Genomic DNA, 11,626 nt, shown 5'->3' with positions numbered 1-11,626 from the left:
GCGGATGGGCAATCACCTGTGTCCTACGACGCTTGCCTGGTATCAGGCGTGTCCGCCGTTTCAGTTCTGCAGATCGCCCTCCTGCACCATCGCTCGCCAGACCTTGACGCTGGCGCGCTCGTTCATCGTCGCGTGCCAGGCATGCAGCGCTTCACATTCCGCAGGCACGGCCAGCTTGACCAACGCCGCGAAGATCAGGCCGCCCAGCAGGGCAATGTCGGCCATCGAAAACGCCTCGCCCGCCACGAACGGCCGGGTCTTGAGGATGGCGTCGAAGTGGCGCATGCCCCTTACCGCCTTGTCACGCATACGCTCGCCCCATTCCGCGTTCTGGTACAGCTCAACCTCAGGCCCCAGCCCCGGTGTGGCGTGGTGAAAGTAGACGCTGACCGCATCCATCACTTCAATTTCCGCACGCCGCGTCATCATATGGATGAGGCCTTGCTCCTTGGGCGTGCTGCCGGTGAGCAGCGGGTGGCCGTCCAGCATGTCGAGGTATTGGGTGATGGCTGTGCACTCAGCGATCAGCGTGCCGTCCTGCAACGCCAGTACCGGCAGGGTTCCGGAGTAGTTCAAGGCCAGAAAAGCCGGCTGCTTGTGCTTGCCTTCCCACAGATTAATAGAGACGAATTCGGTGTGTGCGAGCAGCCCTTTTTCGGCCAGGGCGATTCGAACACGCGCCGGATAAGGCCCGTTATACCAATCGTAGATTTTAAGCACGGGGTCTTGGGCGCTCGTGGACTGTGTTTGCTGAAAAGTCATGGTTTATCTGCCTACCTGTCAAGTGGTAGGCAAAGATTGCGAGCTTTATCCGTCGCTGTCAACCACTACCTGTCAGTTGGCAGGTGAAATATTTTGCGCGTAGAATCGACCCCCTGTCGCCAACCCACGAGGACTCAATACGTGAGCGAGAACGCCCGGGAAGCCATTCTGGAAGCCGCCAAAATCGCCGCGCAGCATTTCGGCTACAGCGGCATCAACTTTCGCAGCATCGGCGAAACGGTGGGGATCAAGAACGCCAGTATCTATTACCACTTCCCCAGCAAAGCCGAGCTTGGCGCGGCGGTAGCCAAACGCTATTGGGAAGACACCGCCGGCGTGCTCGAAGCCATCCACCGCGAAACCCCTGACCCGCGCGACAGCCTGCGGCGCTACCCAGGCATTTTTCGAACCTCACTCGAAAACGGCAACCGGCTGTGCCTGTCCAGCTTTATGGCGGCCGAGTACCAGGACTTGCCCGAGCCGGTCAAAAAAGAAATCGTCGCGTTCGCCGATATCAACGTAGCGTGGCTCGCCGCACGCCTCATTGAGCTGGAACTGGGCGACACAGAAACCTGCCAGCGCCGCGCCCGAGCGATCTACACGGCTGTCGCCGGCGCGCAATTGATTGCGCGCACGCGTGCGGATATCGGTTTGTTTGATGAACTGGTCGAGAGCTATCAGGAGGCGGGGTTGCTGCCGGTGTGACGGACTGAGGCCCAAGCACATTACGCCTAAATCACTGTTCGCCGCCCCGCCCTGGCTGCTATGTTTCGCGTTTCGTACGTGAAAGCACAGACCATGGAACCGTTAGCGACGAACGCTGCGTTGGTGATCATCGACATGCAAAAAGGCATGGGCAATCCCACGCAGGGTCGACGCAACAATCCAGACGCTGAACGGCATATACAACAGCTGCTCAACGCATGGCGACAGGCGCAACGCCCGATTATTCATGTGCGGCATATTTCCCGCTCCCCAGGCTCGGTTTTCTGGCCAGGACAGCCTGGCTGTGAATTCCAGGACGCGTTGCACCCGTTGGCCAATGAACAGGTCATGGAAAAAAACGTCCCGGATGCCTTCATCGCCACGGGCTTGGAACGCTGGCTGCACACGCGCTCGATCAAGCAGTTGGTAATCGCCGGGGTCATCACCAACAACTCAGTGGAGTCCACGGCACGCTCGGCTGGCAACTTGGGCTTTGACGTTATCGTCGTCGCGGATGCCTGTTTCACCTTCGATCAGACTGATTTGTCGGGACGGATATGGCCGGCGGAAGACGTGCATGCATTGTCGTTGAGTAACCTGGCGATGGATTACGCCAGGGTGCTTGAGACCGAAGCACTATTGGCCTGAACGGTGTCAGTTTGAAAAACTGCAGTGGCGAGGGCGCTTCCTCGCGCTGGACGGCGCAGCCGACCCATTCCTGGTTTATTCCGACTGCGACGCCATCCACTCAACAAAAGCCTCAAGACGCTGCAAAAATGCCGCGCACTCGGCGCTCGGGTTTCTGGCTTCAAAGAGAAAATACGCGATTTGCGCGACTCTGGTGGGATAACGCTGGGTGAACATCGCCACATGTTCCTCCAGCGTTTGCGGCCACATCAGTGCGTCGGGTGAACGCAGCGTATGCGTGGAGCGGATCAACTTGCGTGCGGCTTCGCGCTGCAAGTGCAGGCGCTGCGGTGGGTTCGCGGCCTGCAGGATAGACGCGCGATAGCGGGACAACACCTGCGCAAAATCACCGTTGAGCGCCAGGGCGATGTCTCGGCTTGGCCGGAATGGCTCGAACCGCAATCCGAGGTCATCGCCCCACACACATCGGCAATGGTGCTTGATCCAGAAGCCCCAGCGATTGTGGTTTTCCGGCGCCAATACCTGCGCGCGATGGCCGATGTCGAAATCGATTTTGCTGACACAGGAATGCCGCCGTTCCAGTGCCAGCCGCGTCAGTTCGAGTTGTTCAAGCACCGCTGCCTGGGGTGGATCACGCAGGACCAGGGTGAGATCGAGGTCGGACGCTTCGGCATTGGCATCACCCCGGGCGACACTGCCGTACAGGTAGATACCCTCCAGGCCGAATGCGGGCTGTGAAAGCGTCGCCAACACATCCTTCAATAAAGGCTCGAACTCGGGCTGCACAGGGACGGCATCGACGGTGACAATGTGGCCCTCGACGTCAACACCGATAGGACATTCAGCGCTCACGGCCGATGCACCTCGATCAACAACCCCTCCTCCTCACCCGGCACGCAAAAGTGGCGGGTAATCAGGTCGAACTCGGCGTCGGTCGCGGCAAAGTCATGCTCGCCGCGGGCATTGCGTGCGCGCAGCCGCGCACGGCAGGCGGCGTCATCCAGTTCCAGGTAATGCAGGCAATGCGCTGCCTTGGCGGCCTGCGCCAGGCCGAGCAGCCATTCGCGATTGGCCAGGGTGTTGGCCGGAAAATCCAGCACCACGTTGACGCCGGACGCCAGCAGATCGATCACCAGCGGCCCCACCACACCGCGCATCTGCCGGGCACAGGTCAGGTAATCGGCAATCGCCTGGATCTGGCCGGGATACAGCGTCGCGAGCCAGTGGTCTTCGCTGAGCAGGACAGCGGCGTGATCGGTGGCAAGACGTCCGGCAAGGGTGGATTTGCCGGACGCGATCTTGCCGCAGAGCAGGTGCAGGGTAGCCATGGGACGGTTCCTTTTGTCAGGCCGTGAAGCATGCCATGGTTCACGCCGATTGGCTCTGCCAATACCCATGGAACGCCAGGGCCGCGACGTTCTTGTCCTTGGCTTCGAGCATGATGTCGAAGCGATCCAGAAACTGCAGCGCGTAGTCGTTGGTCCAGCGGTTCCACATTTGCGCGCTGTGACCGTAGAGGTCGCGCTTGGAAACCACCTTCAACAAGGCGGACATTTCCAGTTTGTGCTCGGCGTCAAACCCGAGGGCCTGCAGGCTTTCCTGGGGCTGGGAGTAATGCAGGGTCGGCCGCACGCCGCGCCAGCTGTCGATGACCCTGGCGACGCGGGGCGAGTGCGGGTCGATGTACTCGTCCTCGTTGATCCAGCAATGGTGAATATCCAGTACCACCGGCGCCAGGTCGGCGACTTGCAGGCAATGGTCCAGGCCGTAAGTCTTTTCATCGTTCTCGAAAGTGATGCAGTTGCGCGCCACGTCGGACAGGCGCGACCAGACTGCGCGGGTACCCGCCACGCCCAGCCGGCCGGCGATATGCACGTTGCATTTGAGGTCCTGGAAGCGGCGGCCGTAGCCCATCATGCGGATCATGTCGGCGTGGTATTCGAACTCGGCCAGGCTGTTTTCCACCACACCGGGGTTTTCCGAGCCCAGCACGCAGTACTGGCCGGGATGGAACGACAAACGGATATCCGAGGCCCGCGCCAGCTCGCCGATGGCGGCAAAGCCGTCCTGCAACTGGCGCGCGATGGCAGGGTCCTGATACACAGCCGCGACTTTCGGGTGGCTGTAGAACGGCAGCAGGTCACTGCTCAGGCGCAGCATGCGCAAGGTCGGCGGCAGTTCGGCGACGTAGGCCAGCAGACGCAATTGGGCGGCGAGATTGTGCGTGACCACCTCGACCAGTTTGTCGCGGGCCACCTGCGGTTCGACGCCGTCCATCCAGCGCAAGGTGGTGGTACGCGGGTTGAACGGGCCTTCGATTGCCTTCAGGGCGCTGGCGGACGGGAGTCGTTCGGGATGCCTGTATTGGCATGCAAAGCCGATGCGGGGGTGGGTCATGGGAGCGCCTGGTGATATGCCATCGGGAAGATTATAGAGGCTTAGGCGATGCAGGCCGCCAAGGGTTCATTCGGTCAATCCGGTTGAATCCTGCGTGCGCAGCGGGGTCACCTATTGCACGACAACATTGAAACGACGACGTTATGGAGGTGGTTATGAACCTTGCAATGACACTCTTCAGCCTGTTCGCCGGTTGGCTGGCGATTGTGATGTCGATGATGTGGGGCGTGCTGCGGGTGCTGCGCTGGCACCATGATTGACACCCCGGATGGCCGCTATTTCGTGCTCAAGGGCCGACTCTGGCGGCGCACCAACCCGGCGCTGGATGAACCCACACGCCAGCGCTGGGTGGATGCGTTGATGGATGCACGGCGTGCCGTCAAGGCGGCCAAGGCCTCTGGCGACACACAGCAGTTGAAGCAGGCCCGTGAGCAGGTACAGCGCGCGAAGGTCGCGCTCGGTGAGCGCGGGCCGGTGTGGTGGACGGATGGCAGCCCGGATTTCAATCGCTATAACGTGGTGAACACACCCTACGCCGACTGGTTCGATAAACATTCGGACACGAACCCTCAGTGAACTTTCTCAACTGCGACACGCTCCTCTTCTAAGCAAAGACGCTATGCAAAGAAGCTATGCAAAGACATCGCACACCTGCCCCCAGGCGTGCCGAACGATAAGGAGCTGCATCGCCCATGACCACCCTCCCCACCTATCGCTGCACACCAGGCCCGCTGCATGCGACATTGCTCGCCGGCAGCGTGCCGCTGTTCCTGGGCGCCCTGCTCAGTGACATTGCCTACGGCCAGACTTACCAAATTCAATGGGCCAACTTCGCCTCATGGCTGATCGCCGGTGCGTTGGTGTTCAGTGGATTTGCCCTGTTGTTCGCCCTGGTCAATCTGCTGCGCGCCGAACGCAAGGCGGGTCGTCCTGCCGCTTACTTCGTGTTGCTGCTGGCCGCGTGGCTGTTGGGACTGATCAACGCTTTCCAGCACGCCAAGGATGCCTACGCCATGATGCCGACCGGCCTGGTGCTGTCGGCAGTCGTCACCCTGCTGGCGATGCTGGCGACATGGATCGGCCTGACTAACCTGCGCTCGGGAGCTGCCCAATGAAAACCACCAGCACATTGACCCTGTTAAGCGCAGCGTTGTTGCTGACCGCCTGCGGTGGTGAAGGCGACAAGACCCAGGCCCACGGCCCCGATCCCAAGCTGCCGGCGCAACAAAGCAGCCTGCTGCCAAGCATGAAGATCGCCGAGCCGGTCGCCTGGGGCGATCAGAAGCCCAAGGTGCCAGAGGGTTACAGCATCACCGCCATCGCCACCGACCTGGCCATCCCGCGCCAGACCCTGGTCCTGCCCAACGGCGATATCCTCGTCGCCGAAGGCCGTGGCGGCAGCGCGGCCAAACTCAAGCCCAAGGACGTGATCGCCAGCCTGATCAAGGCCGAGGGCAATACCAAGGTCAAGAGCGGCAACCGCATCACCCTGTTGCGCGACGCTGACGGCGACGGCACCTACGAACTCAAGACAGTGTTCGCCGATAACCTCAATGCGCCCTACGGCCTGGCGTACGCCGATGGCAAACTGTACGTGGCCAACCAGGATGCGCTGGTGCGCTTCGACTACGCCGACGGCCAGACCAAGGCCAGCGGCGCTCCGACCAAAGTCACCGACCTGCCGGCGCAAATCAATCATCACTGGACCAAATCCCTGGCCGTGAGCGCGGACGGACGCCAGCTCTACGTCGGGATCGGCTCCAACAGCAACATCACCGAGCGCGGCATGGAAGTGGAAATCGACCGGGCGATGGTCTGGCAGATCGACGCCGCCACTGGTGCGCACAGGCCCTACGCAACCGGCCTGCGCAACCCCACGGCCCTGACTATCCAGCCCGGCTCGGGGCAGTTGTGGACCGTGGTCAACGAACGCGATGAATTGGGCCCGGACCTGGTGCCGGACTACCTCAGTTCGGTACGCGAAGGCGCTTTCTACGGCTGGCCCTACAGCTACTGGGGCCAGAATGTGGACCCGCGTGCGCAACCGCAGAACCCGGCCAAGGTCGCCTCGGCGATCAAACCGGATTACAGCCTGGGTTCCCACGTCGCCGCGCTCGGCGTGGATTTCTCCATCCCGGCCATGGGCGAAAAATTCGCCGACGGCGTATTCGTTGGCGAACACGGCAGTTGGAACCGCGACAATCCGGTGGGCTACAAAGTGATTTTCGTACCCTTCAGCAACGGCAAACCGGCCGGCGAGCCTGTCGACTTCGCCACCGGCTTTCGCGGTGACGACGGCAAAACCCGTGGGCGTCCGGTGGGCGTGACAGTCGATCCGAAAGGCGCGCTGATCATTGCCGATGATTTGGCCAACACGGTGTGGCGCGTTACGCGCAATCAATAACCGGGACTTTAAGGCTCTTTGTAGGAGCGAGCTTGCTCGCGAAGAACGTCGACGATAACGCGTATTTTCTGGATGAACGCGGTGCCTGTGAGTTTTTCGCGAGCAAGCTCGCTCCTACAGAGGACGGTGTACGCTTAACTGACTGACAGGGGCCATCGCGCACCCCTGTCAGCCGTCACTCTGCAACTGCGCCTCGAGCCAGGCCAGCAATGCCACCACCTCATCCCGATTACCTGCCCCTTGCTGCCTGTACACCGAAATAGCCTCTGGCAAAAACACGCTTTCGGCACAGGGCCTGACCAATGCCCCACTTTCAATCAACCTGCTTGCGGTACGACGCCAGCCCATGGCCATACCGTGCCCTTCCACGGCAGCCTGCAACATCAGCGGGTAGCTGTCGAACGTGACGCCGCGCGCATCACGGGCCAATGACTGACCGAACACCTTCAGCCACTCATCCCACTCCATCAGGTGCGGTGGTTCGCTGCTGTGGTGCAAAAACGTGCAGGTCGCCAATTCAGGCAGCGCCAGCGGTTGTTCCGGGCACAGGTAAGCGGGACTGCACACCGGGAAAACCTCGTCGCAGGCGGTAAACATCAGCGCATGGGCGCCACTGGCGCGCCGGGTACTTTGCAGGGCGACATCGAAAGGGTCATTGAACTGCGTGATCGGCCGCGTGCACGTCACCACCTGGATTTCAATCTGCGGATATTGCTGGTGGAATGTCGCCAGGCGCGGCATCAACCAATAAAACGCCTCGCACAACTGGCACAGCAGCACCACCCGATTGCGCTGCGGGGACGCCCTCAGGCTGGCCGCTCCCTCACTGATGCTTTGCAACGCAAGGCTGACCACCCGCCCCAACTCACGCCCCTCCCGAGTCAGGAACACCGCACGGTTGCGTCGATAAAACAGCTTCACCCCCAGATTATCTTCCAGCCCGCGTATCTGCCGGCTGACAGCGGCCTGGGTGATGTGCAACTCATCGGCCGCCCGGGAAAAACTCTCCAGGCGCGCTGCGGCTTCAAACGGCAACAGACTGGCAAGAGGCGGTAGGGTTTTTCCAAGTAGATTCATAATCTCAGGTTATGTATTCAGGACCGAGAACTCGTTTGTAGCACACCCGCGTGGCTGGGCACCATGGACCCCATCACTTCATGGACCCGCCTGATGCGCACTTCCCACACCTCTGTAGTCGCCGGCGTGATATTCGCCATCATCGCCACGCTCGGCTGGGCGCTGAATTTCATTGCGCCCTATGTCACGGGCGCGTACAGCGTCTACGACCTGATGAGCGTGCGCTTCCTGATGGCCGGCGGATTGGGCGTAGCCGGGGTAATCCTGTGCCGCGCGCAACTGCCTGCGCTGAGCCCCGGCCAATGCCTGCTCGCGGCAGTGCTGGGCGCATGGGGCTGCCTGGGTTATGGCGTATGCATCGCTGCCGGCGTGATACTCGGCGGCCCGGTGTTGACGCCGGCTTTTGTTGGAATGGTACCGGTGCTGCTGGCGCTGATCGGCAATGCCGGCCATAAGACCCTGCGCTGGCGCCTATTGGTGATGCCATTGAGCTGTATCACGCTGGGGCTGTTGCTGACCAATATCAGCAGCCTCCACAAGGCCTCGCTAAGCCCCCAATCCTGGCTGGCCGGGCTGTTTTTTTCCTTGGGCGCGGTAGCCTTATGGTTGGGCTTCAGCGTGATCAACCAGAAGCAGATGGCGCACCTGCCTGCCCACGTGACAGGCCTGTGGACCGCCCTGATGCTGACGGGCGCCGGTGCCGCAGCGCTGTTCATCCTCCCGTGGACATACGCGACAGGCCTGTTGCGGTTGCCAACCCTTGGCGCCGGCTGGAGCCAGGCATGGGCGCTGTATGCCTGGAGCCTGGTGATTGCCGTGATGTCCACCGTCGTCGGTGCCTGGGCCTGGAATGCGGCGACGCGGCGCCTGCCCATGGTACTCAGCGGCCAATTGATTGCCCTTGAGTCCTTGTTCGCCATGCTGCTCGGGCTCTGGTTTCATCAGCGTTGGCCGACCCCCATGGAAACCGCAGGGCTGGCCGCAGTGCTGGTCGGTGTCGTGATGTCAGTTCGGATCATTCTGGCCGATGCTACGTTTCAAGGCAGCGCTACAGATCAGTGATTTCCTTGTGGCGCGGCACCAGCGCCTTCATCACGCTCCACGCCACCAGGTACGCCAGGGCACAGATTGCGAACATGATCATGTAGCCGGTGTGGATGTCATTGACGGACTTGTAGTAGTCAAAGACCCAGCCGCCGATCTTGGTCATCACCACGCCGCCCAGGCCGCCGGCCATGCCGCCGATACCGACCACCGACGCGACGGTCTTCTGCGGGAACATGTCCGACACCGTGGTGAAAATATTGCACGACCACGCCTGGTGCGCCGAGGCCCCCACGCCGATCAGCAAGACCGGAACCCAGAAGCTGATGTAGCCCAGCGGTTGCGCCAGCAACACCACCAGCGGGAACAGCGCGATCACCAGCATGGCTTTCATGCGGCCGTCATACGGCGCATCGCCCCGCGCCATGAAATAGCTGGGAAACCAGCCGCCACCGATACTGCCGACCATGGTCATGCTGTACAGCACGGCCAGGGGCATCACGATATCGGCGCCCTTCATGCCGTACTGCGCCGACAGGAACGTGGGCAGCCAGAACAGGAAGAACCACCACACACCGTCGGTCATGAACTTGCCGAAGGCAAAGGCCCAGGTCTGACGATAGGTCAGCAACTTGAACCATGAGACTTTTTTTGCGGTTGCGCCCGCAGCGCCCGTAGGGGTTGGCGCCAAGGGTTGTGCGGTCTGATCACTGCGAATGTAGGCCAGTTCTGCGGCCGACAGCCGCTTTTGCTGCTCCGGTTTTTCGTACACGGCGGCCCAGACCGCCACCCATACAAAACCCAGCATGCCGATGATCATGAAGGCCGCTTCCCAACCCCACATCCCGGCGATCAAGGGCACACAGATCGGCGCCAGGATCGCGCCCACGTTGGCCCCCGAGTTGAAGATGCCGGTGGCAAAAGAGCGTTCTTTCTTGGGGAAGTACTCGGCCGTGGCCTTGATCGCGATGGGAAAGTTGCCCGCCTCACCTATCGCCAGCACCGCGCGTGACAGCATGAAACCGGCAATCGACACAGGAATCACCGCCAGGCCGATGGCCGTGCTAACAGCCGCAATGCCCTCGCCCATCTGCACCGAGAACGCATGCATGATCGCGCCGGTGGACCAGATAACGATCGCCACGATGTAAGCGGCCTTGGTGCCGATCCTATCGACAAAGCGCCCGGCGAACAGCATGGAAATCGCGTAGACAAACTGGAACACCGCCGCAATGTTGGCGTAATCGGTATTGCTCCAGCCAAATTGCGTCGACAACTGCGGCGCCAGCAGGCTGAGCACCTGACGGTCGAGGTAGTTGACGGTCGTGGCAAAAAACAGCATCGCGCAGATCGTCCAGCGATAGCTGCCGACCGCCTGGCCAACACGATGGGCACTGATGGGCTCGTTCAGATTCATGGCATCACTTTTTTATTTTTGTTAGGCAGGACATATGCAACGTCATATGTCGTCGTACAACCATGACTTTTATATCGGTACGCTCTGACAGTGTCAATCTCAAAGATTGCTGTCAGCCAGGCTCTACCGGGGCTGAAAGAACTTCAGGCAGTTACAGTTGTAGGATGACAAATGCGCATTACCAGACTAGGGGCTTGGCCGGGCACATCGTCCAGCAGACCGAATGGCTGCATGCCGATTTTTTTCAAAACCCGGATCGACGCCGTATGATCGGGTCTTACCAGTCCGAACACTTCTGGCACACCCAGTGTATCGAACGCCAGCGCCAGGGCATCGCGTCCGACCTCGGTGGCATAGCCCTGCCCCCAGGCTTGCACGGCGAATCGATAACCGAGGTTGATGCGCCGCACGGTCAGATAGTCGAGCGGTGCAATGCCGCCGAAACCGATGATCTGCTCGGGGCTCTCGCGCCGCGCAATCGCCCACCAGCCGTAGCCCTCGCAGGACCACTGCTCGATCCATCGGCCCAGCAGGCGCCGGGCGTCCTCGATACCGGCCATAGGGCCGGCAGGATTGAACAGGTTGGTCCGGGGATCGCCGAAGATGGCGAATAACTGTTCCAGGTCTTCTGGAACAGGTGCGCGGTAGACGAGGCGTGACGAGTTGTCTGGCATCAGATGGCTCCACTGGGGTAAAAACTAATGGCTCACAAACCCACCCAGCATAGGCATAGGCATAGGCATTTACACAACTCTGTAGCCCCCAACCGTAACTACGATGCGCAGCGAGCCGCTCTTGATCTTGACCTGCTTTTGATCTTGATCTCAGGCGCCCCGTTAAACCACGCTGGCCCACCGAGCCTAGGCGAGGTGCCGAGTGGTGGGGCATGAGCGTTTTGCTTACTTTTGCGCTTTTCAAAAGTGAGCCGCCGTCAGGGCGGAACCCTAAGTGGCCGTGACCGCAGAGAGGGATATGTACTCGGTCCAATCCAACATTCTGGTCGGCCCTGAGGCCGTCATCGGGGGCAAGCCCCCTCCCACATTTGCACCGGAATCGACACAAGATACCGGTCGGCTCTAAGGCCGCCGCGCTTTTGCTTTTGATCTCAGGCGCCCCGTTAAACCACGCTGGCCGAACGCAGGCTTGAATCCGTGGGTAACCCGGCAGGACGC

At 61.0% G+C, this 11,626-nt stretch carries 13 protein-coding genes; 6 read left to right on the top strand and 7 right to left on the bottom strand.

All coding sequences use genetic code 11. From position 1 onward, the window contains the following. Positions 1–60: 60 nt before the first annotated feature. On the bottom strand, positions 61–762 hold the full coding sequence (locus BFP96_RS18490; RefSeq protein WP_065936777.1) for a glutathione S-transferase: 702 nt from the start codon (positions 760–762) through the stop codon (positions 61–63). A 141-nt stretch (positions 763–903) separates the two neighbouring features. Between BFP96_RS18490 and BFP96_RS18485 the strand changes: the two genes are divergently transcribed. Together BFP96_RS18485 and BFP96_RS18480 are read left to right on the top strand one after the other, a co-directional pair. Continuing rightward, on the top strand, positions 904–1,467 hold the full coding sequence (locus BFP96_RS18485; RefSeq protein WP_065887297.1) for a TetR/AcrR family transcriptional regulator: 564 nt from the start codon (positions 904–906) through the stop codon (positions 1,465–1,467). Positions 1,468–1,560: 93 nt separating this feature from the next. Beyond that, positions 1,561–2,115 carry a cysteine hydrolase family protein gene (locus BFP96_RS18480; protein WP_065896825.1) on the top strand — a complete coding sequence of 185 codons (555 nt, stop codon included), beginning with the start codon at positions 1,561–1,563 and terminating at the stop codon, positions 2,113–2,115. A gap of 75 nt (positions 2,116–2,190) precedes the next feature. On the opposite strand, the gene BFP96_RS18475 is transcribed toward BFP96_RS18480, so the two are convergent. From BFP96_RS18475 to BFP96_RS18465, 3 genes are read right to left on the bottom strand one after another with little or no spacing between them, the layout of a single operon-like run. Then, on the bottom strand, positions 2,191–2,967 hold the full coding sequence (locus BFP96_RS18475; RefSeq protein ID WP_065936776.1) for a nucleotidyltransferase domain-containing protein: 777 nt from the start codon (positions 2,965–2,967) through the stop codon (positions 2,191–2,193). After that, entirely contained in the window at positions 2,964–3,443 is a 480-nt protein-coding gene (locus tag BFP96_RS18470; RefSeq protein WP_065936775.1) for an AAA family ATPase, read from the bottom strand. The genes BFP96_RS18475 and BFP96_RS18470 overlap by 4 nt, the downstream gene beginning before the upstream one ends. A 40-nt stretch (positions 3,444–3,483) precedes the next feature. Continuing rightward, entirely contained in the window at positions 3,484–4,512 is a 1,029-nt protein-coding gene (locus BFP96_RS18465) for a UV damage endonuclease UvsE (protein ID WP_065936774.1), read from the bottom strand. Positions 4,513–4,764: 252 nt separating this feature from the next. Here BFP96_RS18465 and BFP96_RS18460 point away from each other — a divergent pair, with 252 nt between their 5' ends. The 3 genes from BFP96_RS18460 (at position 4,765) to BFP96_RS18450 (ending at position 6,916) form a co-directional block, all read left to right on the top strand. Beyond that, on the top strand, positions 4,765–5,088 hold the full coding sequence (locus BFP96_RS18460) for a hypothetical protein (RefSeq protein ID WP_065893205.1): 324 nt from the start codon (positions 4,765–4,767) through the stop codon (positions 5,086–5,088). A gap of 116 nt (positions 5,089–5,204) precedes the next feature. Beyond that, a complete protein-coding gene (locus tag BFP96_RS18455) occupies positions 5,205–5,627 on the top strand; it encodes a DUF2231 domain-containing protein (protein WP_065893202.1) in 423 nt (140 codons plus the stop codon). Next, positions 5,624–6,916, top strand: a complete 1,293-nt coding sequence (locus tag BFP96_RS18450) for a PQQ-dependent sugar dehydrogenase (protein WP_065936773.1) — start codon at positions 5,624–5,626, stop codon at positions 6,914–6,916. Before BFP96_RS18455 ends, BFP96_RS18450 begins: the two co-directional genes overlap by 4 nt. Before the next feature lie 168 nt (positions 6,917–7,084). Here BFP96_RS18450 and BFP96_RS18445 read toward each other — a convergent pair whose 3' ends face one another. After that, the gene (locus BFP96_RS18445; protein ID WP_065936772.1) at positions 7,085–7,993 is read right to left on the bottom strand and encodes a LysR substrate-binding domain-containing protein; all 909 of its coding nucleotides are present in this window, start codon (positions 7,991–7,993) and stop codon (positions 7,085–7,087) included. 93 nt (positions 7,994–8,086) lie between these two features. On the opposite strand from BFP96_RS18445, the gene BFP96_RS18440 reads away from it, so the two are divergent. After that, a complete protein-coding gene (locus tag BFP96_RS18440; RefSeq protein WP_065936771.1) occupies positions 8,087–9,055 on the top strand; it encodes a DMT family transporter in 969 nt (322 codons plus the stop codon). Here the strand turns inward: BFP96_RS18440 and BFP96_RS18435 are convergent. Then, positions 9,042–10,454, bottom strand: a complete 1,413-nt coding sequence (locus BFP96_RS18435) for an MFS transporter (RefSeq protein WP_065936770.1) — start codon at positions 10,452–10,454, stop codon at positions 9,042–9,044. The two genes, BFP96_RS18440 and BFP96_RS18435, sit on opposite strands and share 14 nt — an antisense overlap. 143 nt (positions 10,455–10,597) lie before the next feature. Then, positions 10,598–11,128, bottom strand: a complete 531-nt coding sequence (locus BFP96_RS18430) for a GNAT family N-acetyltransferase (RefSeq protein WP_065936769.1) — start codon at positions 11,126–11,128, stop codon at positions 10,598–10,600. Between the last annotated feature and the right edge of the window lie 498 nt (positions 11,129–11,626).

It is taken from the genome of Pseudomonas sp. 34 E 7 (assembly GCF_900005715.1).
Classification (GTDB): Bacteria; Pseudomonadota; Gammaproteobacteria; order Pseudomonadales; family Pseudomonadaceae; genus Aquipseudomonas; species Aquipseudomonas orientalis_A.
The sequence above is the reverse complement of the archived record's forward strand: the minus strand, read 5'-3'. Positions and strand labels throughout refer to the sequence as shown.

What these genes read in the sequence shown, in the direction of transcription:
- BFP96_RS18490 (WP_065936777.1), bottom strand. Translation starts at nt 762, where the DNA reads ATGACTTTTCAGCAAACACAGTCCACGAGCGCCCAAGACCCCGTGCTT.
- BFP96_RS18480 (WP_065896825.1), top strand. Translation starts at nt 1,561, where the DNA reads ATGGAACCGTTAGCGACGAACGCTGCGTTGGTGATCATCGACATGCAA.
- BFP96_RS18470 (WP_065936775.1), bottom strand. Translation starts at nt 3,443, where the DNA reads ATGGCTACCCTGCACCTGCTCTGCGGCAAGATCGCGTCCGGCAAATCC.
- BFP96_RS18465 (WP_065936774.1), bottom strand. Translation starts at nt 4,512, where the DNA reads ATGACCCACCCCCGCATCGGCTTTGCATGCCAATACAGGCATCCCGAA.
- BFP96_RS18460 (WP_065893205.1), top strand. Translation starts at nt 4,765, where the DNA reads ATGATTGACACCCCGGATGGCCGCTATTTCGTGCTCAAGGGCCGACTC.
- BFP96_RS18455 (WP_065893202.1), top strand. Translation starts at nt 5,205, where the DNA reads ATGACCACCCTCCCCACCTATCGCTGCACACCAGGCCCGCTGCATGCG.
- BFP96_RS18450 (WP_065936773.1), top strand. Translation starts at nt 5,624, where the DNA reads ATGAAAACCACCAGCACATTGACCCTGTTAAGCGCAGCGTTGTTGCTG.
- BFP96_RS18445 (WP_065936772.1), bottom strand. Translation starts at nt 7,993, where the DNA reads ATGAATCTACTTGGAAAAACCCTACCGCCTCTTGCCAGTCTGTTGCCG.
- BFP96_RS18440 (WP_065936771.1), top strand. Translation starts at nt 8,087, where the DNA reads ATGCGCACTTCCCACACCTCTGTAGTCGCCGGCGTGATATTCGCCATC.
- BFP96_RS18435 (WP_065936770.1), bottom strand. Translation starts at nt 10,454, where the DNA reads ATGAATCTGAACGAGCCCATCAGTGCCCATCGTGTTGGCCAGGCGGTC.
- BFP96_RS18430 (WP_065936769.1), bottom strand. Translation starts at nt 11,128, where the DNA reads ATGCCAGACAACTCGTCACGCCTCGTCTACCGCGCACCTGTTCCAGAA.